We start from the raw sequence: 21334 nt of genomic DNA, 5'->3' as shown, positions 1-21334 counted from the left end.
TCATTCCCCCGATAGCGGGAGGTCGAGGATCCTGCGGGCGACCTCCACGACTCCGGACACCGCGGCTTCGAGCATCAGTCGGCCTCGCTCGGCATCGGCGGATTCGGGATAGCCGACGACCCCGTGGTCGGTCCTCCGGGCGAAGTCGCGGGGCCAGGTGAGGCCTCGGAGGTGGTCGGGGGTGTCGTCGGGGTCGTCGACCCTCCGATCGAGCCGGACGAGGTCGGGCCGGAGGTGGAGCATCATCGAGGTCTCGATCTCGCAGGCGTGGCCCATCTCCTTCCGGGGGGCCCGGCAATGGGCGGCGATCTCGTCGGCGGCCAGGTCCCAGTAGGCGGCGCCGGTCAGGATCGCTCGGGGAAACTCGACATCCAGCCGCCGGAGGGCGATCCGGAGCGGGTCGATGTTCCCCCCGTGCCCGTTGAGGATCATGACCCGGCGGAAGCCGTCGCGGAGGAGTGGGGTCAGGAGGTCGACGAGCATGGATTCGTAGGTTGGCAAGGGAGCCGTGAGGGTCCCCCCGTGCGGGAGGTGGTGGTCGCTGGCCCCGAGCCAGAGGACCGGCAGGACCAGGGCCTTGTCGCCCAAGGCGTTCTCCACGCCCGAGGCCACCCCCCCGGCCAGGACCGTGTCGGTGGAGACGGCCAGGTGCGGGCCGTGCTGCTCGGTGGCGGCGATCGGGGCGATCACGAGGGTGGAGTCGCGGGGGATCGCGCGGATCTCGGGGGCGGTCATCTCGGCGAAGATCATGGGCGAGGGTCCGTCGGTCAGGAGGCCAGATGGATCAGCAGGACGATGGCGATCCCATAGAAGATAACCAGCCCGGTGGTGTCTACCAGCGTGCTGATGAGGGGGGCGGAAATCAAGGCGGGGTCGAGCCCGAACCGGCGAGCCATGAGCGGGACCAGGGCCCCGATCCCGTTGGCCCAGACGCAGATCCCCAGGATCGCCAGGGCGATCACCAGCCCGAAGATGGCCGACTGGCCGAGCATGAGCCAGGTGAAGACAAAACCGAGGGTGCCGAGGAGCAGGCCCAGGATCAGGCCGGTGAGCATCTCGCGGGCGATCACCCGCCAGAGATCGCCCCGCTCGATCTGGCCGAGGGCGAGACCCCGGATAATCGTGCCGACGGTCTGGCTCCCGGCGTTCCCCCCGGTCCCGATCAGGAGCGGGATGAAGGCATTGAACTCCAGCTCGCCCGCGAAGCGTTGGTCGACCCAGTCGAACGAATGGATGACCCACCGGGTGATCGAGCCGCCCAGGAAGAGCAACAGGAGCCAGCCGATCCTCCGGCGGACCGACGACTGGACCTGTCCTTGCCAGTAGTCCCCTTCCTCGTCGTCGTCGGCGTCGGAGGCGACGCCGCCGAAGGCGAGGATGTCCTCGGTCTGTTCCTGGCGGAGGATGTCCATCGCGTCGTCGTGGGTGACGATCCCGACCAGCATGTCGGAGGCGTCGAGGATCGGGATGGCGAAGAGGTCGTACTTGTCGACCTTCTGGGCGACCGCTTCCTGGTCGTCGTCGACCCGGGCCGAGATCATGTCGCGCTGCATGATCTGCTCGACCTTGGCGAGTGGCCGGGCCAGGATCAGCCGCTTCAGGGGGACCACGCCGATGAGCTTGTGATGGTCGTCGACGACATAGCTGTAGTCGATGGTCTCGCGGTCGGGGGCCTCGCGGCGGAGCCGGTCGAGGGCCTCGCGGACCGAGAGGTGGGGGGGGAGCGTGGCGTAGTCGGTGGTCATGACCGCGCCAGCGGTCCCGGGCTCGTAGCTGGCGAGCCGGCGGATGTCCTCGCGCTCGGCCTGGGCCAGGTTCCTCAGGATATCGTCGGCGCGGTCGTCGTCGAGCCGGTTGACCAGGTGGGCCCGGTCGTCGTGCGACATCAGGTGGAGCAGGGCCGCCGCGTCGCTCGGGGCCATCGCCTCGACCACCCGGACCTGACGCTCGGGCTCGACGTAGCTCATCACCTCGGCCCGCGCCCGGTCGGGCAGGAGCGTTAACGCCGTGTCCCCCTCGGAATCGCCCAGATCCTCGATGATCTCGGCGATGTGACCGGGGTGGTGGTCGGCCAGGAACTCGCTCAGGACCGATGTCTCGCCAGCCTGGATCAGCTCGCGGAGGTCGGGGACCAGCAGCGGATTACGCAACATCGCGGCCGGCCTCCTTAATCGAGCCGGGTCAGCATCCCGGCGGGCTATTCGAGGTCATCCCAGGTTGGTTTGACGACTCTTGGCGGGACCTGGCCCACGAACTCCGGGAATGCGAACAGCAGCCAGCCTCCGACCAGAACCATCGCGAGGGAAAAACCAGCCTCGCGCCACATCCCAAAGAGCATGCCCCAATATTCGGCCCACCAGGCAGCCCCCTGGAACGAAGGGTCGATCATGGATGCGTAGGCGAGCACCATCAGCCCCAGATAGAGACCGAACAGGCACAACGCCAGCCCGAAGCTCCTGACCAGGCATGAACCCATCCGATTGCCGCCCGCCGATTAGCTCGATCTCGTCGCCCCGATCACATCCTTCCCAAGATACGGCCTGAGGACCCCCGGCACATCCACCAGGCCATCGGCCCTCTGGTAATTCTCCAGGACGGCGATCATCGCCCGGCTGAGCGCGACGGCCGTTCCGTTCAGGGTGTGGACGAAGCGGGTTCCTTTCTGGCCGGTCGGCTTGTAGCGGATGTTGAGTCTTCGGGACTGGTAGTCGGTGCAGTCGGAGGTGCTGGTCACTTCGCCGTATTCTCCGGCCTCGCCGCGACCGGGCATCCAGGCTTCGAGGTCGAACTTCCGGTAGGCCGGGCCTCCCAGGTCTCCCGAGCAGATGTCGAGGACCCGGTAGGGGATGCCCAGTTCGGTGAAGATCTCCTCCTCGAGGGCCAGGATTTCGTCGTGGATCGCGCCGGAGGTCTCGGGGGTCGAGTAGGCGAACATCTCGACCTTAGTGAACTGGTGGACCCGGTAGAGCCCCCGACTGGCCCGACCGGCGGCCCCGGCCTCGGTCCGGAAGCAGTGCGAGAGGCCGACGTACTTGAGCGGCAGATGGGACTCGTCGAAGATCTCGTCGGCGTGCATCCCGCCCAGGGTGATCTCGGCGGTCCCGATCAGGCAGAGGTCGGAGTTCTCGACCGAGTAGACCTGGGTCTCCTCGCCTCGCGGGTTGAAACCGATCCCCTCCAGGATACTGGTACGGGCCAGGTCGGGGGTGACGATGGGAATAAATCCCCGACGGGCCAGTTTATTGATGGCGAACTGCTGGAGGGCCATGTCCAGCAGCACGGCGTCGTTCTTGAGGAAGTAGAACCCGGTCCCCGAGACCTTCCCGCCGGCCTCGAAGTCGATCAGGTCGAGCGCCTTGCCGATCTCGACGTGATCCTTCGGCTTGAAGTCGAACGACCGGGGGGTGCCGACCTTCCGAAGCTCGACGCTCAGATCCTCCGTCGCGCCGATCGGGGCGTCGGGGTGGGTCATGTTGGGGACGCGCCCCAGGGCGAGCTTGATCGACGCGTCGAGACTCTTCAGGACATCCTCGGCGGTCGTCACCAACGCCCGGAGTTCCTTCCCCTGAGAGATCAGGGCCTGACGATCCTCGGGGGTCTTGGCCGAGTTGATCGACTTGGCCCCCTCGTTCTGGCGACGCCGGAGGTCTTCCAGCGACTGGAGCTGCGTCTTCCGAGACGCGTCCCAGGCGACGATCTGGTCGATGCTCTCGGTGATCACCTCGGGGACGTTCCGGTCCCGGCAGTTCTGCTTCACGGCCTCGGGATTGGCGGTGACATATTTCAGGTCGAGCATGCGATAACCCCAGCCGTTCGATGAATATCAGTAGGTCCGTTCACCAGGATCTCGCGCCCGGTGGCGGACAGCCGATCGGAAGAATCACCGGCGATTCTCAGACCGTGTCCAGCATCCGTTTGAGGCCGGCCTCATAGCGGCCCCCTAGGTCGATCCGAGTCAGGTCCTCGGTCTTGATCGCGAAGGAACCGTTTCTCTGCCCATCTGTCGTGATCTGGCGACCGACGATCGAGAGATCGGTGTTCTCGAATCGGTCCGTGATGTAGCAGGTGGAGGAATCTAGCTTTTCTCGATGGAAGGTGACCAGCGGCGCCTTCGAGCGGGCCGACTCGATCGCACCGGACCAGTTCGAGAGGTCGATGTCGTTCTCCATGCCGTCGTCACGCGGACCCTCCAGGACCTTCTCCCAGCCGAGCAGTTTGTCCGTGCCCCAGCGAAGGAAAGAGACATCGTCGAGCTGAATGATGGCGTAACCATCATGCTGAATGTCGTCCCCGACGACTCCGATCAGGACGAGTTCCGTCGAGAGTCCCAGGATGAAACCTCGGATGTCGGAGACTTCGAGGTCGTCCCGCCGGACATCGACGAGCGACCTCGATTCGATCAGATCATGGAACAACTCGAAGAAAATCATCGCGGACCATCCGGTGACTGGATCTGCTGAGGTCGGATCGAATTGTGGACAGTCCTACGGTCCTGGAGGATCACTCGATCCCGATCGGCGGGAAGAACGACTCGACCGGGATCGGGGCGATGGCCGCCGGGCCGGTGGTGGTGTTGCTGATCTCGCCCGTCAGGGACTGGCCGGGATACATCGTCTCGAATTTCCGATAGTTGGCATCCGCGACTGGTCCGCTGGGCTCGGTATGGACCTCGATCGAGCGCTCCGAAATATTGACGATGCAGGCGATCGGAATCCCGGCGTGAGCATAGCGGGCCAGGCCCGAGCGATCGACACGAAGTGCTTCGGAATCGGAGGCCACTTCGACGACCAGACCTACCTCGGTTCCGATCGGATGGCGGCCTGTGTAACTCAGGATCGTGCCTACCACCAAGGCCAGATCGGGTTGCGGGGCGCTATCCCCCTGCGGTCCGTTTCGCAAGATGATGGGCTGCTGGGCCCGGACATACCAACCGACAGGGGCGGCGCCCTGGAGTGCAATCTGCCCCAGCGCTACGGAGGTACTATGCATGGGGCCTATGGGCATCTGATTCACCAACAAACCATCGAGGAGCACAACCCTGTCTTTCGGCCCGAGCAGGCCCTGTTCGGCGAGCCGTTCGTACAGGTCGCACGACATCCGGTACAAGGTCAATGCCGGCATGGGCATCGGCGTCGAAACCGGAGTGGGTGCCATCGATGGCACAGGCTCGGTCGCCGAGGCCGATTGATGAGTAGCAGTCGCCATCAGCCGACTCCTGATTCCGAGACTCCCTCGCGGGCCAGCTCGGCCAGGAGGTGGGCGCTCGCCTTGATCCCCCGGTGGTAGTCGGCCAGAGAGAACTTCTCGTTGGGGCCGTGGAGGTTGTCGTCGTTCTGGCCCCAGCCCAGCAGGAGGGTGTCGACCCCGAGGTTTTCCTTGAGGAGCCCGACCACGGGGATCGAGCCCCCTTCCCTCATGAAGACCGGAGGCTTGCCGAATCCCGCCTCGATCGCCCGGCTGGCGGCGCGGATGCCCGGGCTGTCGACCCCGACCAGGACCGCCGGGGCCCCGTGGTGCTCGATCACCTCGACCGTCACGCCGGGCGGGGTCTCCTTCGCCACGTGGGCCCGGAACTGCTCGGCCACCTGCTTCGGGTCCTGGTCGGGCACGAGGCGGAAGCTGAGCTTGGCCCCGGCCTTCCAGGGGAGTACCGTCTTCGGCCCGGGTCCCTGATACCCCCCGTAGAGGCCGTTGACGTCGCAGGTCGGTCGGGCCCACCGACGCTCCAGCGTCGTGTACCCCTCTTCCCCCTCCAGCGAGGGCGCCCCGACCTGCTCCAGGAACTCGGCCTCGGAGAACGGGAGCTTGGCGAACTCGGCCCGCTCCCAGGCTTCGAGCGGCCGGACCGGGTCGTAGAACCCTTCGATCCGGATCTTCCCATCCGGCCCCTTCAGGCTCGCCAGGATCGAGGCCAGGGCGTTGAGCGGGTTGGTGACGGTCCCGCCGAACATCCCGGAGTGGAGGTCGGACTTCGCCCCCTTCACGATCAGCTCGAAGTAGGCCAGCCCCTTCAGGCCATAGGTGATCGCGGGGATCCCCGGGGCGAACTGGCTGGTGTCGGAGATCACCGCGTAGTCGCAGGCCAGCTTCTCGCGATGGTCGGCGACGTAGGCCTCCAGGTTCGCCCCGCCGACCTCCTCCTCCCCCTCGATCAGGAACTTGACATTCACCGGCAAGCCGCCGCCGGCCTTGAGCCAGGCCTCGGCCGCCTTGAGGTGGGTGAACATCTGCCCCTTGTCGTCGGTGGCACCCCGCGCGATGATGTTGCCGTCGCGGACGGTCGGCTCGAAGGGGGCCGAGGTCCAGGGATCGAGCGGCTCCGGCGGCTGGACGTCGTAGTGTCCATAGATGAGGACGGTCGGCCGACCGGGGAGCCTGGCCCCCTCGGCGAAGACCAGGGGGTGGCCCTTGGTCTCGATCAGCTCGACGGTGGGGAAGCCCATCGACCGGAGGTCTTCGACCAGGAACTCGGCGGCCCGCCGGGTGTCGGCGTCATGGTCGGGCTGGGCGCTGATGCTGGGGATCCGGAGGAGGGCCTTCAGCTGCTCCTCGAACTCGGCCCCGTGAGATACGAGGTAGGCATCCACCCGTTCGATGGTCATCGGCCGTCCCGCCCTTCAGCGATGCAATCCGTCGGGGCCCGCCGCGCGGGGGTCCCCCCTCAAGCTCGTCAGTATAGCATCGAGATCGAGGGGGATGCGACGTTCCCGGCGAGGAACCGGCGAAGTTCGGGATCGAGTGGGTGGTTGACTTCTCGAATCACCGCAAGGATTCTTAAAAACGGCAGTCTTGTACCGAGAGCCACAGGGGCTTACAACGATAGATGAATTTTGAAGAAATGACTCCGCCCCAAAAAAACCAGAGTCAACACCAAAAAGACTCAAGTTCTTGAGCCAAACCGCCGAACTATTCGGCTCTCCCGTCATGAATCTCCAATGGCATCCGGTTTGCTTCACGTTACTTTCGACGAAAGACGCAAACCGGGCCGTCTCGAATGTTCAAAGGAGTGTTTTTATCGCGTCGTGTTCGATTCGGTTCGCTTCCTGTAATCACTTCACTCCGATTTAGCTCCTTGGCGATTTTCGACTCCACGCGTGGTATATATACGAGGAACGGCATTGAAGCGGTGCCCATGGAAAGGCGACCGTCCCCGGGGTGGGTTTCGACTCCCTTGGGCGCGGTGTCGGACGAATCCCCGGGATGGCTGGGTCTGGGGACAATGATCCCCGGAGGCGTTCGGCGCGGTGACCGAGGATCCGAATTATTCGAAACACCGATAGTAGACCGACGTTAGGAGGGGGATGCCTTCCCATGAGCTTTATCCAACGCTTCCTGGAGCGGGTGTTGCGTACTAATACAACCCGTATGCCCCGGACTAGTTTCGATGACCTTAACCAGGACCAGCTGGATGCCCATTTACGGGTCGGTCGCTATGGCGGTTTCACGCTGACCGACGCCATACGGCCGTCTTATGGCCTCGAAGTGATCCCTCGGGAAGGGTATCGCCGCGACGTCTACCGCGACCCCGAGACCGGCAATTCCATGCCCGTCCTGGCCGCTTCGGTCTCGTCGGAACGCCTCTTCGAGGTCCTCATCGACCTGCTCACCCCCCTGGGCGAGGAAGTCGACGTGGTGATGGAGTCCAGCCACGAGAGCGAGCCCGGCGTCCACGCCGACCTCTATCGCGAGCACATGGACACGGTCATCCTCAAGAGCACCCTCTACGATTATGAATCGCTCCTGCTGAACGACGGCTGCACCGGCCTGGCCGCACTCAACCCCAACGGCCCCATGGAAGTGCAGTTCGACGAGCACAAGCTCCTCTTCGTCTATGCCCACGACCTCGAGCCATTCGAGGAAATCCTCATCGACGCCGGCCTGAAGCGGGACGACACCCTCAAGTTCATCTCCGAGGCCGAACACCTCCACTCGACCGACGACGTCTACCGCGACCAGTTCGAGGAACTTCGCTATCGCCTCGGGATCGACATCTGATCGACCGGCCGAGTGCGACTCCTGCACCCTTGATGAGCACCCCGCGGGGCGGTTCGCCTGTCAAACGGCGGACCGCCCCGCCGAGCATTTCGAAGGGCCGCCCGGGCCATCCCCATCGGTTTGACCCGAGGCTCGGGCGTACCGTAACATGGAGCCCGGTCGGTCGTCCCGATAACCTGGATCGAAGGATGGGGAGATGATGCGGGTCCGAAGCGTCACTGTGTCCGAGAGGTCCGGCCGCCACATCCTCCCCGGATTTCCAGGCCACCCTCGGGCATGCTCCCTGCTCCTGGCCGTCGCCCTGGCCTCGGTCGGGTGCGAAGGCCCGAAGTCGACCGAGAACGCGCCCGCCCGGCCGTTCGCGGGGACCCGGTTGGTCGTGGGCGTGGTGGGCGACCCGGCCATCCTCCCCTCGGTCAAGGCCCAACAAGGGGAGTGGATGGCCCAGACCGGGGCCGAGCTCTCGATCCGAGACGAGCCGGTCGACCCGAAGGCGCCCGGAGACGTCGACATCCTCGTCTTCCCCGGCGACCGGATGGGCGAACTCGTCGACATCAAGGCCCTGGCCATCCTGCCCGATTCCGAGATCCTCCCCCCCGAGCCGACCGCAGAAGGGGGAGAGCCCGCCCCGGAGCCGCCGCCGGATACCTTCCAGTACAAGGATATCGCGATCGCCTACCGCGACCTCGTCACCCGATACGGGCCCGACCGCGTGGCCCTGCCGATCGGCGGCTCGGCGCTGGTCCTGGCCTATCATCGGAAGGCCTTCGAAGATCCGGCCTCCCTCGAAGCGGCCAAGGCCGCCGGGCTGGCCCTGGAGCCGCCCAAAACCTGGGAGCAGTTCGACGCCCTGGCCCGATTCTTCCACGGTCGAGACTGGGACGGCGACGGCTCGCCCGAGGCCGGGGTCGCGCTCGCCTGGGGGGCCGATCCTGAAGGAGTCGGCGACTCCACCTATCTGGCTCGGGTGGCCTCGATGTCGCTCCACCCCGACCAGTTCTCGTTCCTGCTCAGCTCCGAGACCACCGAGCCTCGAGTCACCTCGTCCCCCTTCATCGAGTCTCTCCGATCGATCGTGGCCCTGAAGGATTTCGGGCCGCCCGAGGCCGGGAAGTTCGATGCCGACGCGGCCCGTCAGGCGTTTCGGTCGGGCGAGGCCGCGTTTTTGATCGATCGGGCCGAGCGGGCGGCGACCTGGAGCACCGAAGGCTCGGCGGTCGGGGTGGCCCCCCTGCCCGGCTCCGATCGCCTGTTCGACTTCTCCAGCAACACCTGGACGAAACCCCAGCCGATCAGCCGCCCGACCTATCTCCCTCACGGCGGTGGCTGGCTGGTCGGGGTCGTCGCGGCCAGTGCGAAGCAACCCGCGGCGGTCGACTTCGCGCGATACCTGGCCGGTCCCGACTCGACCAATCGCCTCCGGGCCGAGCGGGGATTCCCGATGCTCGCGGTCCGGTCCTCGCAATTAAACCAGGGGTTGGCCAACCCACGCTCGGCCCCCGGTGTCGAGGCCCGAGGGTGGGCTGATGCGGTCAGCAAGACCATGAACGCCGTGAGAGTCTTCCCCGGACTCCGGGTCCCGGACGCCCCCGGCTATCTGGCCGATCTGACCAAGGCCCGGGTCGCCGCCGTCGAGGGGGAGCCGGCCGAACAGGCCCTCGAAGGGCTCGCGAAGGCCTGGTCCGAGCGGACCAAGGGCCTCGGCCAGGCTCGCCAGACCTGGCACCACCGGCGGAGCCTCAACGGCCTGGTCACTCCCCCCACGCCCCCCGCCCGATGATCCCGGAGCCGTTTGACGAAGCCCGTCCTCGGCTTACAATGCGCCCGTGAAGACCGAACCGAGGACCCGAGGCCGCGAGATGCCCGAGACCGCCGTCCTGCTGATCGCGCATGGGAGCCGCCACGCCCCCGCCAACGAGGACTTGCACCGGATCGTCGCCCGGATCGCCGAGCAAGGGGAATACCGGATCGTCGAGCCCGCCTTCCTCGAACTGGCCCAGCCCGAGATCCCCGTCGCGGGCGACCGATGCGTCGAGCGAGGAGCGACCCGGATCCTGATGGTCCCATACTTCCTCTCGGCCGGGGTCCACCTGATCCGAGACCTCACCGCCGCCCGGGACGAGTTGGCGAGCCGCCACCCCTCGGTCGAGTTCCGGCTCGGGCCGCCGCTCGGCCCCGACCCGCTCCTGGAACGACTCGTGGCCGAGCGGGCCCGCCAGCTCGACAGCGGCGAGCGAGCCCCGCGGTTCGCCCCGAGCGGCGAGATGGCCGAGCTTTATTCGCCGATCGGCGACCATTGATCCCTCTGGCTAGCCCTCTCCTTTTGGGAGAGGGCGGCCGAAGGCTGGGTGAGGGTCAAGATGCCCCACCAACGGGGACCACGCTCGGTCCGACGGGCAACGTGGGAACTCCTACCCTGGGCTTCCGGGCTGGCCGGCTCGACCAGAGGATTCCGACCATCACCAGCGTCCCGCCGACGGCGGCCATCGTCGAGATCCGCTCGCCGAAGAGCAAGAATCCCCAGAAGATGGTCAGGAGCGGGGCGACGTTGCCGAAGGTGGCCACCTGGCTGGCGTCGAGGCTCCGCATCGACAGGTTCTGGAACGCCAGGCCGGCGATGCTGACCACCAGGGCCAGATAAGCCAGGCCGACCCAGGCCCCGGTGGAGACGGTCGACAGCGGAGGCCAGCCCGGCATCGTGGCGAACACGATCGGGAGGTCCAGCGCCGAGCCCACCAGGAACGTCCCGGCCAGGACCGGCAACGCCCCGTGGCGGGCGATCAGCGGCTTGTTGACGGTCAGGTAAGCCCCCCAGGCCAGGACCGCGCCGACTTCGAGCAGATCCCCTCGGAGGACATCCCGGCCCGAGGCGTCGGTCTGCCAGATGTTTTGCAGGGCGATCAGGGCCACGCCAGCCACGCTGGCGGCCACGCCAAGGATCCGCTCCGGGGCCAGCCGTTCCTGACCCAGGAGGGCCGCCAGTCCGAGGACCACCAGGGGGCAGGCCGCGTAGATCATCCCGATGTGGGCGGCCGGGGCCAGCTTCGCCCCGCTCAGGAAGAAGGCCTGGTTGATCGGCACGCAGAGAGCAGCCGCCGCCAGGAGCCTCCAGCCGTCCTGCCGGATCATCCGTTTCAAGGCCCCACCCCGGCCCACGATCGGCCAGAGGCAGAGCCCCGCCACCCCGAATCGGACCAGCGGGATCAGGCCCACCGGGATCTCGCGGACCGCGATCTTGGCCGCGGGCGCAGTGCTCGAACCGATCAACACCATCAAGGCCAGGCATCCGAAGGCCCGGAGGCCCATCGCCCCGGCCGGACCCGACCGACAACTACTACCATCACCGTCCGACATGACGACCCGACCACCTTCCCGAACAATTCCGCCGAACCGACGCGACCCCACGACCGAGGGCCGCATCATTCCACCATCCTAGGACCCTCGGCAAGCGAAATGGTTCGGGGCTTCCTTCAACCCGCCAATTCGGCGGGGCCGAACCCTTGCACTCGGCCGGGTCGGGGGCTCCAATGAGGGGGCACATCGCGAGGGTTGGTCATCCACCGCCGGAGGGAGTCGAAGCATGGGAATCGTGGAGACCTTCGGACACGCGATGATCCAGGCCTTCCTGGACGATAGCGAGCTCCAGTACCTCCGAGACCGGGACGGCGACTTCGTCGTCGAGTTCGGCTACGACGAGGATGTCCTCGGCCACCCCCGGTTCATGCTCGTGGCCTCCGGCGACGAGCACGAGCAATATTGCCTCCGGGGCGACACCATGAAGCGAGTCGCCCGGACCGACTGGGACCGGATGATCCGCCTCTGCAACGAGTGGAACGCCCTCTATAAGCTCCCCAAGGTCTATCTTGAGGTCGACGACCTCAACGCCTCGACCTCCGGCCGGGTCATCTGCGAGCAATGGACCAGCTTCGAGGCCGGGGCCCATCAAGAGCTGATCAACCAGATGACCAGCACCTTCTTCTCCGCCTGCTTCGGCTTCTGGAGATGGCTCGAACGTCAGGACGCCATGCACGCCCTGGGCGACGATGCCGAGCCCGACGCCTTGCCGGATGAGGGCTGATCGAGAGGTCGAAGGCAAGTGGGACGAACTTCGACCGCTCCGGCCTCATCTAAGGCCCCGGTCGATGGGAATGGTCCGAAGCCCCCCTCCGACCCATCGCGTATCGGATGAAGTCGATCAGGCCGGCGAATCGGTAAGACCCGTCGACGTAATGCTCGATGACGTAGAAGGCGAAATAGTAGGCCCGAGCGAACCCCCAGACCGCGATCGCCAGGAGCAGCGCGACCTTCGCCGTCGGATGCTCCGCGACCAGCAACGCCGATGCGATCAGCCCCACGGCCAGCAGCAGCCCTCCCTTGAGGTAGAGCAGCCGGGGGCTCTTGATGTCGGCCATCTCAGCGTCGAGCCGCCATCACCGGCCAGGTGTCGCCCCGGCGGTCGTTGGCCTTCTGGAAGGCCCGCTCTCGTTCCAGTCGGGTCTGCTGGTGGAGGTCGAGATAGAGCTGGCGCTCGGCCTCGATGAAAGTCTTGCCCCGACGTCCCATGACGATCTCGGCGGTGGCGAACAGCTGTTCGAGCGGGAAGCCGGGGGCAACCCGGCCGTACATCACCGAGGTGAACGAGGGGATGTGCTTGGGCAGCAGGAGCCCGGCGGGCAGGACGTTGCACATCACGCCGATGGCGGTGCCGGTGTTGAGCATGCTCCCGAGGCCGGTCCGGGTGTGGTCGCCGACGAAGCAGCCGACCTTGGCCTGGCCCGTCGCGACGGGATCGCCCGAGATCGGGACGTGGACCTCGCCGTAATCGTTCCGGAGGTCGCTGTTTGAGGTGATCGCGCCCAGGTTCACCCACTCGCCGACGTAGGCGTGGCCCAGGAACCCCTCGTGGTACTTGTTGGAGTGGCCGTGGACGATCGAGGCCTCGACCTCGCCGCCGATCCGGCAATTCGGGCCGATGGTGGTCCCCCCTCGGATGTTGGCCCGAAAGAGTTGGGTTTCCCGGCCGATGAAGCACGGCCCCTCGACCCGGGTGAACGGCTGGATCCACGCCCCGGCGGCGATCGTGATCGGGCCGCTGGTCGTGTCGAAGACGGTGTACGGATCGACCCGGACCGACTCGTGGATCGCGAGCCGATTGGAAGGGCCGACGATCGCCGCGCTGGCCAGGTGGCGGTTGGTCACGGCCGAGACGCCCCCGGCCCCGAAGTCGCGGGCCAAGTGGTCGGCATTCCTGGCGACGAGGTCCCAGGGATGCGCGATCCACTCGCCGCCGACCTCCCGACAGTCGAGCCGGGCGGCCACGTCTTCGAACCAGCCGTCGACCCAGCCCGGTTGCAGGCCCGAGGCATCCTCCGGGCCGACCCAGGCGAAGGCGGGATTCCCCTCGCAGGTCCCGACCCAGGGACCGCCCCCGCATTCCCCCGCCCCATCGAACCCGATCGGGGGCACCCATCGAGCATTGGCCACGACCACGGGTCCTCGGGCCAGCCAGTCGCGATCATTCACCAGCGAGTGCGGGTCGCGAGCGGCCTGGACGGCCGCCAGGTAAGGCCGGACCAACACCCCTCGGCGGGCCGGGCCGGGACCGATCCCGAACGCCCGAGCGATCTTGGAGCCGAGCGGGCTCGACCCGAGCAGGAGGTCGAAGCTCGGCCGGGTCAGCGTCAGGGGTTCCAGGGCCGCGACCGCGTTATCCTCGACCAGGCAGAGTCGCATCGAAGCTCCCTCCTCTCGGGCATCCCGGCCGACTCCGGGGTTGGCCTCATGCCTCAGTTCAGGGCCGACCGATCATGGGCGATCGGCGATCGTGAGGAATTCCAGGACATCGGTTTGAAGGTCGAGCAAGGCCACCGTCTTCGGCCTGGCGCGGGAGAGGGCCCCCGGATTGATCCAGCGGGTCGCCCCCCTCCGCTCGTCGGCCGCCTGATGAGAATGGCCGAACAGGAAGTAGTCGGGATCGGCCAGGGTCAGGCGACGGATCTCGAGGTTCGAGTCGCCGTGGGTGACCGCGATCCGCCGCCCCCCGAGGACGATCTCGCCCCCCCAGTCCAGGCAGAGCCCGCCCACCAGGTCCATCGCCCGCCGGAGCGGTTCCTGCTGGTAGTCGTTGTTGCCGAAGACGTAATAGCTCGGCAGGCCGCCGCATTCCAGGACCACCGCGGGCACGGTCAAGTCGCCGCAGTGGATCAGGGCCTCCGCGCCGGCACCGACCAGCTCCGCGACAGCCCGCGAGGTCCGCTCCACCTCGTCATGCGTGTCCGATAGAATCCCGACCTTCATGACGCTTCTTTCCTCGAACTCGGATCGCCTCGAACCATCCTAAAGGAAAGATCGAAACAAAAACGACTGGCCCGTCTATTGCACGTAGGATAGAGTTGTAAAAGATTATTCGAGGGACCGCCCCTCCGGCTCGCGACCCGATCACCGGGGCGTCGGCAGGGTCTCCCTGGAATGACAACGGTTGCTCCTGAGAGGGGCGACCGGGCGATCGGCCGAGAGGTAACGGTCGGTCGCGGGAGGGAGTCCCCGCCAGGTCCGCACCCCGGACCCCCGGACTTCCTCCCCGGTTTAACCCGCGTCGCGCGGGGAGGTTTCCCATGTCCGCCGCCATTCGATTCGATCAGCCCATCCCTTCGGTGATGGATTCCATCCCGTCCGGCTACCGCCCCGGAAACGCCGAGGCCCCCGATTGCGGCGACCCGACGTCCGAGGCCCCGGAAATCCACCGAGGCGAGTCCTCCGAGGCACCCGAGGCCGCCGAAGGCCGGATGGGCTACACGGAGAACCAATTCACCCATGGCCGAAGCCAGAGCTGAGCGGTCGGGCCAGGACCTCGTCCTGAGACACCGAAGGCCCCACCGCCCCGTTCTACCGGCCCTCGTTTCCTTCGGCCTGCCCCTCGACCGGGCCCCTCGAAACCAGAGGCCGTACCGCTAACCAGATCCCGGCGCCCCGTCGACCCCATCCGGGATCGCCGGGGCGTCCGGCTTTTCGAAGGCCACCCCGACCGGTCGTGATCGTCCCGGGAAAAACGAACCCAAACTCCGGCACACCCTCCCCAACATCGAACCCTCGCCAAACCAGCTCGGTCGCGGAAAAGACGAACCCAACGCATCGAGAATCGGACGCCTCGCTCCGGGGAAAAACGAACCCAACAGGGCGTGAAAGCCGGCCGCAAATCCCGGCCTCGACGAGCCCCAAACCCTGATTCAACCAGGGTTTCGCTCTGGGAAAAACGAACCCAAGCCGCAAGCTTTCGAGGGAGCCCGATGAGGCTTCCCCCGTGACAAGATCGGGACGGGCCGATCTTGCCAAGCACACATTTTTTGGTCTTGACTGATCATCCATCGATCAAGGAATAGGGCCGGGCGGTCGATCTGTAGGGTAATTTCAAACGACAATCATCCCTCCTTTCCCGTCACGAATCATCGTCAGGGAGCCCATGACCACCGACCTTCGCCGGACTCCCCCGGGTTTGCTGTTCGCGATGGTGGTCGCTTTCGGGGCACTGGTCTTCTATCCTTGCTGGCTCCGGCTCCGGAATCCCACGCTCTATGCCGACGACGTGGTCCGGCTGGTCCAGCTCCAGACCCGCCCGCTGGGCTCTCTCCTGTTCCGCCCGTTCAACGAGCACATGGCCCCGCTTTTCGAGGCCGTGACCTGGACTGCCTGGAGCCTGGCGGGGCGGCGGATCGCGAACGCCCCGATGGCCCTGGTGCTCGCCTCGTTCGTCCCGTTCGCGGCGACCTTGGGCCTGCTCGGGCGAGTGATCCGTCGGGAGCTTGGGTCGGCCTCGACCTCCCTGGCGGCGGTCGCCGTCATGGCCCTGGCCTCGGCCGACGGCGAGGTCGTCAACTGGTACTCGGCCAGCAGTTTCACCTGGGCTTCGGCGGCGACCTTGCTCGCCTGGCTCGGCGCCCTGGAGTCTTGCCGTGCGCCGGACCGCCGACGACTGGCCCGATGGCTGTTCGTCTCGGCCCTCGGGACCTTCGCGGCCCCGGCCTTCTGCGCGATCGGCCTCCTGGCCGGTCCCCTGGCGGCGCTCCGGATGGTCCTCGACGATCGGGCCGGTCGACACCGGAGGATGCTCGGCGCTCTGGTCCCGATCTCGGGCACGATCGCCTATCTGGCCCTCTGCGAATGCTTCCGCTACCGGGATGTCCTGGCCACCGGCCTGAGGCAATCGGTGGGAGTCTCCACCGCGATCTGGAACATCGGCCGGGCGCCGGTCGACATCCTCCTGCCCGGGCTCGTGGGGATCCGGAACCTCGACCCGATCTTTCCCGACTCGATCGAGCTGTCCCTCTGCGCGATCCTGATGCTCGGCCTGCTGGCCTGGGCGATCGTGAGCCGGAGCCATCGCGGCCTGATCCTGGGAGGGCTCGCGCTGATCGTGGGAGGATACGCGGCGACCTACGGGGTCCGGACGCTCCCCGATCCCCGACGGGTGATCATCGTCCAGCGCTATCACCTGTTCCCGCAACTGGGCCTGGTCCTGCTGATCACCCCGGCGATCCGTGCCGGGCTCCGTCGATTCGACGGTCGGCCCGTCGCGATGATGGCCGGGGTCAACGCCCTGGCCCTGGTGATGCTCTGGGCCCACCTCCCGCAGGTGAAAGAACACCTGAGGTTCTTCCGATTCCCCGAGCAGCCCCCGACCATCGCGGCGCTCGACCGGCTCGAGGCCGCCTGCCGGTCTCGCGGGATCACGCGAGATCAGATCCTCAAGGCCCTCGACCCGATCCGCCCGACCTGGGTCCCCTCCGATGGCAACGCGCTGGAGATGCTCTCGCCTTCGGTCGCGATCCATGGCCGGCCCACGATCGAAGTGGACCGGCTCCTGGCCTCGCTCTCGGATGCCGACCGCGAGGCGCTTTCCGGGGGGATGGATGCTTCGGCCCATCGAATACCACCCCCCTCGGACCATGAGGGCCGGCCCCCGTCGGTCGCCCGACTCGTGGCCCAATCGAGGCTCCGTCCGTCCGGACCCGGACACTTCGAGTCGGCGGGCTGGCCCGCCTACCTCGAATACCGCCTGGGAGCGGAGGCCGATGACGCCCGAGCCCTCGCCGTCTCGGACGTCCGGGCGACCCGCGACGTCGAATTCTGGTGGGCCGATGTCGACGGCCGATGGTCGCCCAACCGGAGCGCCTGGTGGCGCCCCGGCCCCGGCCAGGACTGGGCCGTCCCCCTCGACCGCCTCCCCCACTGGCGGAAAGGCCACGTCCGGAGGCTCCGCGTCTACTTCCACGAGCCGGGACTCGTCGCGATCGAGGCACCCCGGCTGATCCGATGAATGGTCCGGCCGGGCGATCCGGGCGTCAGTCGTCCGACTCGTCGGCCAGCTTCCGGATGAACCCGAGGGCTTCGGCCAGCTCGCAGACGATGGCCCCCGGTTGCCTCCCCCGAGAATCCAGCTCGCGGAGGAGCATCAGGTCCTCGAACTCCTCGGACTGCTGGAGTCGGACCCTGGCCCGAGCCCCGAGCGTCCCGTTCCGGTAGGCGTGGGCGTCCATGTGGAACGCGATCAGCGTCTCGGTCCGCTCGGTGATCGTCCCCTCCAGCGCCTGGAGACCGGCCAGGACATGGTCCGAAGGGTCGATCGCCTTGCCGACGTCGTGCAACAGGGCGGCGAGGAGGAATTCCTCGTCGTAACTCCGCTCCTCGCGGGCCAGTTCGAAGACCTGGAGGCTGTGGTAGAGCGCGTCCCCCTCGGGGTGATATTTCGGGCTCTGCTTCACCCCTTCGAGCGGCTGGAGGAGCATCCGATAGAGTTCGAAGCGATCGATGTGATCCTCGAACCGCTCGACCTCGAAGTCGAGGTCGATCTCGGGATCCTCGGCCTGCAACGCGGCCTCCAGCTCGGCGATCGAGGCCCGCTCGATCGCCTGGCCGGTGATCGAACTCTTGAAGACGTAGTGGACCTTGTCCTCGGGGTACAAGGTCAGCTCGTAGGGGAATCGGTCGTCGATGTGGATATGGGTGAAGATCCGTTCTTCCCCGTACTTGACGATCCGTTTCTTCTGGACCTCGTAAGGCAGGGCGTAGTCGTCGAGGGTGTCGGTGACGATCGACTGGCTATCCGAGAAGATGTGGATGTCGATGTCGGACCCGTGCCGGACGTGCCCGGTCCAGACGCTCCCGATCAATCGGGGGCGGAACCGGGCCAGCTTGCGCATCAGGCGGAGCGCCTCGATCCGCATGTCGAGCAGGTGTTCGAGACGTTTCGGCCCCTCGTGGATCCGCGCCATCGCCTGGATCTGGTCGCGGATCTCGGCGTTCGAGGGGAGGTCGCCGGGCCGGAATCGATATTCGAGCCCGAGCTGCTTGGCGGCCTTGCGTTTGGCGGTGAAGTACTCGGACTCGGTCCGATGGTACATGAGCTGCGCGGCCAGGAAGGCGATCTGCCGCCGGATGCGTTCGTCGGCCATGAGGAGATGGTGCGCCGTTTATCAGCCCATCAAGGCGGCGCGGGGCGGGTGACGCTCGGCTCGGCGGAGAAGTCCGCGTGGCCCTTGAGCATCGAGGGAGATCTTCCCTCACCCGAGGCTAGCATCGGGGGAGAGAGCAGTCAAGTCGAGCACGGGCTTCCTCAAGGACCGATCTTCACGGCAGGATCAGCAGGCCCGGGATGGCCTTCACCAGCTTCTCCCGACCCTCCTTGGTGAGGCTCGCCCCTTGCAGGCCGAGTTGCTGGAGATCTTTCAGGCCCGCGAGGTGCTCCAGACCCACATCGGTGAACTCCGAGGTGTCCGACCTCAGGAAAAGCAACTTGAGTCGCTTCGCCCGCGCCAGGTGCTTCAGGCTCCGATCCGTGAATTTCTTGCCCTGGAGGCTCAATTCCTCCAGCGCGGGGAGGTCGGCAAGATGGCCCACGCCCTCGTCGGTGATCGGCGAGAGGCTGATATCGAGCACGCGGAGCCGTGGCAGGTGGCCGATCCGGGCGACCCCGGCATCGTCGACCCCGCCGGCCCACCAGAGGAACAGCTCGCGGAGGTCCGTCAATTTCGCCACCGAGGCCAGGCCCTTCCCGGTCAAGGTGTCTCCCCCGAGCTGGAGGGTTCGGATGCCTCGCTGATTTTCGAGTGCTCGAAGCATGTCGTCCAGCGGAGGCCGGTTCAGGCCGGGCGCGGAGGCCGAGAGCTTCTGGAGGTCGACGAAGGTGCTGACGTGGACGACCTCGCGGAAATACTCGTCGCCGATCCATCGCCGGAGCCGATCGGGCAAGATAGGCCCCTTGTTCGGGACGAGCTTGCCCCAACCCGGCTTCCACAAGGCGTTGCCCGGAGGGACGTTCACCGGCCCCATCGCGAACTCGTCGGCGAAACGCACCCAGCCGCCCGACGCCTTGACGGCCGCCACCGCGCGGGCCTGTTCCTTCGCGCGGTTGACCCAATGCCCCAGCAAGAGCCCAAGCAGGAGGATCGCGAGCATCAACCCGCCGATGCCCATTCGAAGGTGGCGGCGCAATAGTCCGAGCATGGCCAGACGCTCCCGCGCGGGGTCAGGGGTCGCGAAGCGTCAGGATACCGTCTCCTAATTCCTTAAGCAACAAACTCGGGAAACGTCCCACTCGATTCATCCCCGCCGCGGATCTCAGGGCGATACCAGGGTCGGCATCGGGGCGGCGACCATCCCCGGCAGGAGGTGGGCGTAGACCCAGACGATCGCCCCGACCATCAGGGCCAGGGCGATGCTGTGGAAGATCACGGCGCGGAGGATCTCGCCTTCCTTGCCGTCCTCGCCGGTGGCGGCGGCGGCGACCACGATCGACTGGGCGTCGATCATCTTGCCCATCACGCCGCCCGTGGTGTTGGCCGAGGCCATCAGGATCGGCGAGAGCCCCAGTTTCTCGGCCGTCACTCGCTGGAGGTTGCCGAAGAGGACGTTGCTCGACGTGTCCGATCCGGTCAGGGCCACGCCCAGCCAGCCCAGGAGCGTGCCGAAGATGGGATACAGCGCCGGGCCGGTCCGGGTGAAGGCCAGCCCGAGGACCACGTCCATCCCCGACGCCTTGGTCACGAACCCCAGCGCGAGCATCCCCAGGATCGCGCCGATGGCCGGGATCAGGCGGAGGACCGTCGCCCCCAGCATCTGGGCCTGTCGGAGCGGGCCGACGCCCAGGAGGAACCCGGAGATCACCGCCGCGAGGAAGACCGCCGTGCCCGTCGAGGAAACGGGCACGATGTCGGCGACGGCCTTCTCGACGTCCTTCTCGGTCGGCTCGGCGTGGCCGGTGACCGCGTCGCCCCGGGCGATCTGCTGGTGGAGGCCGGGGATCTCCCACTTCCAGGACGCTCGGGCGTCCATCTCCCCCTTGATCGACGGGACGCCCCAGAGCAGGACCGTCACCGACAGCAAGACGAAGGGCATCCAGGCCCGCGCGACCCTCGCCGTCGTCAGGGGCACGTCGGACTTGGCGAGCCCAACTTCGGCGTCGATGACGTCGGCCAGCCCCGAGGAATCGACGGCGACCGGCTTGTCGTCCGCGAACCGCCACTCCTCCTCCGGTCGCCAGAACTTCAGGACGATCACGCCCGCCCCCAGGCTGGCCACGGCCGAGACGAGGTCGACCAGCTCGTAGCCCACGAAGTTCGACCAGGCGAACTGCGTCCCGGCGAACGCCCCTCCGACGGCCAGCAGGACCGGCCAGACCGCGAACGTCTCGCGCCAGGGGACCATCGACCGGACCAGCCAGAACGGGAGGATCAACGACAAGGGCGGCAAGATCCGCCCCGAGGTCGCGCTCAGGGCTTCCACGTCCAGGCCGGTCACCCCGGCCAGGGTCCGGATCGGCGTGCCGATCGCCCCCCAGGCCACCGGCGCGGTGTTGGCGATCAGGCAGAGCAAGGCCGCCTGGAACGGCTTGAACCCCAAACCCACCAGGAACGCCGCCGAGATCGCCACCGGGGCGCCAAAACCGGCCGCTCCCTCCAGGAACGCCCCGAACGCGAACGCCACCAGGACCGCCTGGATCCGCCGATCTCCCGAGAGCCGCGCGATGGAGGCCTTCATCACGTCGAACTGGCCGGTCGCCACCGCGAGGTCATAAAGAAACACCGCCGCCACGATCAGCCAGACGATCCGGAACGCCGCGAAGACCACCCCATGACCGCTGGCCGCCAGTGCCATCCCGATCGGCATCCCGAAGACCCCGACCGCCGCCCCGATCGCCGCCAGCAAGCCCGCCAGCGCCGCCCCCCACGCCGAGGCCCGCCCGGAGGCCAGCAGACCCAAAAGGACCAGGACCGGCACCGCCGCCACCAGGGTGGAAAGCGGCCAGCTTCCCATCGGGTCGTAATTCTGGGTCCACACGACGTCG

Annotated in this window: 20 protein-coding genes; 6 read left to right on the top strand and 14 right to left on the bottom strand. The window is 66.9% G+C overall.

Annotated elements, in window-relative coordinates; all coding sequences use genetic code 11:
* From P12x_RS02005 to P12x_RS01975, 7 genes are all read right to left on the bottom strand, one after another.
* Positions 1-750 carry a creatininase family protein gene (locus P12x_RS02005; RefSeq protein WP_435009153.1) on the bottom strand — a complete coding sequence of 250 codons (750 nt, stop codon included), beginning with the start codon at positions 748-750 and terminating at the stop codon, positions 1-3.
* 17 nt (positions 751-767) lie between these two features.
* Positions 768-2153, bottom strand: coding sequence for a magnesium transporter (gene mgtE / locus P12x_RS02000; RefSeq protein ID WP_435009152.1), 1386 nt, complete (start codon positions 2151-2153; stop codon positions 768-770).
* Positions 2154-2197: 44 nt separating this feature from the next.
* Positions 2198-2476: a hypothetical protein gene (locus P12x_RS01995; RefSeq protein WP_435009151.1), complete on the bottom strand. Its 279-nt coding sequence runs from the start codon at positions 2474-2476 to the stop codon at positions 2198-2200.
* An 18-nt stretch (positions 2477-2494) separates the two neighbouring features.
* A complete protein-coding gene (serS, locus tag P12x_RS01990; protein WP_435009150.1) occupies positions 2495-3796 on the bottom strand; it encodes a serine--tRNA ligase in 1302 nt (433 codons plus the stop codon).
* Between the two features lie 97 nt (positions 3797-3893).
* Positions 3894-4430, bottom strand: coding sequence for a hypothetical protein (locus P12x_RS01985; protein ID WP_435009149.1), 537 nt, complete (start codon positions 4428-4430; stop codon positions 3894-3896).
* Between the two features lie 70 nt (positions 4431-4500).
* The gene (locus P12x_RS01980; RefSeq protein ID WP_435009148.1) at positions 4501-5154 is read right to left on the bottom strand and encodes a Uma2 family endonuclease; all 654 of its coding nucleotides are present in this window, start codon (positions 5152-5154) and stop codon (positions 4501-4503) included.
* A 50-nt stretch (positions 5155-5204) separates the two neighbouring features.
* Positions 5205-6602 carry a dipeptidase gene (locus P12x_RS01975; protein ID WP_435009147.1) on the bottom strand — a complete coding sequence of 466 codons (1398 nt, stop codon included), beginning with the start codon at positions 6600-6602 and terminating at the stop codon, positions 5205-5207.
* Positions 6603-7311: 709 nt separating this feature from the next.
* Between P12x_RS01975 and P12x_RS01970 the strand changes: the two genes are divergently transcribed.
* The 3 genes from P12x_RS01970 (at position 7312) to P12x_RS01960 (ending at position 10295) form a co-directional block, all read left to right on the top strand.
* Positions 7312-7995 carry a hypothetical protein gene (locus tag P12x_RS01970; protein ID WP_435009146.1) on the top strand — a complete coding sequence of 228 codons (684 nt, stop codon included), beginning with the start codon at positions 7312-7314 and terminating at the stop codon, positions 7993-7995.
* A gap of 196 nt (positions 7996-8191) precedes the next feature.
* The gene (locus P12x_RS01965; RefSeq protein ID WP_435009145.1) at positions 8192-9775 is read left to right on the top strand and encodes an ABC transporter substrate-binding protein; all 1584 of its coding nucleotides are present in this window, start codon (positions 8192-8194) and stop codon (positions 9773-9775) included.
* Positions 9776-9854: 79 nt separating this feature from the next.
* The gene (locus P12x_RS01960; RefSeq protein WP_435009144.1) at positions 9855-10295 is read left to right on the top strand and encodes a sirohydrochlorin chelatase; all 441 of its coding nucleotides are present in this window, start codon (positions 9855-9857) and stop codon (positions 10293-10295) included.
* A 55-nt stretch (positions 10296-10350) separates the two neighbouring features.
* On the opposite strand, the gene P12x_RS01955 is transcribed toward P12x_RS01960, so the two are convergent.
* Complete coding sequence (locus P12x_RS01955) at positions 10351-11418, bottom strand: DMT family transporter (protein WP_435009143.1); 1068 nt, start codon at positions 11416-11418, stop codon at positions 10351-10353.
* A 157-nt stretch (positions 11419-11575) separates the two neighbouring features.
* Here P12x_RS01955 and P12x_RS01950 point away from each other — a divergent pair, with 157 nt between their 5' ends.
* Positions 11576-12073 (top strand): YbjN domain-containing protein, encoded by a 498-nt coding sequence (locus tag P12x_RS01950; protein ID WP_435009142.1) that lies wholly within the window; start codon positions 11576-11578, stop codon positions 12071-12073.
* A gap of 49 nt (positions 12074-12122) precedes the next feature.
* Here P12x_RS01950 and P12x_RS01945 read toward each other — a convergent pair whose 3' ends face one another.
* The 3 genes from P12x_RS01945 to P12x_RS01935 all read right to left on the bottom strand — a co-directional run bounded on the left by P12x_RS01945 (position 12123) and on the right by P12x_RS01935 (position 14292).
* Positions 12123-12407, bottom strand: a complete 285-nt coding sequence (locus P12x_RS01945; RefSeq protein ID WP_435009141.1) for a hypothetical protein — start codon at positions 12405-12407, stop codon at positions 12123-12125.
* Position 12408: 1 nt separating this feature from the next.
* The gene (locus P12x_RS01940) at positions 12409-13728 is read right to left on the bottom strand and encodes a putative sugar nucleotidyl transferase (RefSeq protein WP_435009140.1); all 1320 of its coding nucleotides are present in this window, start codon (positions 13726-13728) and stop codon (positions 12409-12411) included.
* Positions 13729-13800: 72 nt separating this feature from the next.
* Entirely contained in the window at positions 13801-14292 is a 492-nt protein-coding gene (locus tag P12x_RS01935) for a YfcE family phosphodiesterase (RefSeq protein WP_435009138.1), read from the bottom strand.
* Positions 14293-14609: 317 nt separating this feature from the next.
* Here P12x_RS01935 and P12x_RS01930 point away from each other — a divergent pair, with 317 nt between their 5' ends.
* On the top strand, positions 14610-14828 hold the full coding sequence (locus tag P12x_RS01930; protein ID WP_435009137.1) for a hypothetical protein: 219 nt from the start codon (positions 14610-14612) through the stop codon (positions 14826-14828).
* Between the two features lie 626 nt (positions 14829-15454).
* Positions 15455-17308, top strand: a complete 1854-nt coding sequence (locus P12x_RS01925; RefSeq protein WP_435009136.1) for a hypothetical protein — start codon at positions 15455-15457, stop codon at positions 17306-17308.
* Between the two features lie 25 nt (positions 17309-17333).
* On the opposite strand, the gene P12x_RS01920 is transcribed toward P12x_RS01925, so the two are convergent.
* The 3 genes from P12x_RS01920 to P12x_RS01910 all read right to left on the bottom strand — a co-directional run bounded on the left by P12x_RS01920 (position 17334) and on the right by P12x_RS01910 (position 21327).
* Positions 17334-18443, bottom strand: a complete 1110-nt coding sequence (locus tag P12x_RS01920; RefSeq protein WP_435009134.1) for an HD domain-containing protein — start codon at positions 18441-18443, stop codon at positions 17334-17336.
* Positions 18444-18618: 175 nt separating this feature from the next.
* Positions 18619-19494: a hypothetical protein gene (locus P12x_RS01915; RefSeq protein ID WP_435009133.1), complete on the bottom strand. Its 876-nt coding sequence runs from the start codon at positions 19492-19494 to the stop codon at positions 18619-18621.
* A gap of 114 nt (positions 19495-19608) precedes the next feature.
* A complete protein-coding gene (locus P12x_RS01910) occupies positions 19609-21327 on the bottom strand; it encodes an L-lactate permease (protein WP_435009132.1) in 1719 nt (572 codons plus the stop codon).
* Positions 21328-21334 lie beyond the last annotated feature (7 nt).

The sequence above is a fragment of the Tundrisphaera lichenicola genome, assembly GCF_051175385.1.
Taxonomy (GTDB): Bacteria; Planctomycetota; Planctomycetia; order Isosphaerales; family Isosphaeraceae; genus Tundrisphaera; species Tundrisphaera lichenicola.
Note: the sequence above shows the minus strand (reverse complement) of the source record. Positions and strands in the feature narration are given on the sequence as shown.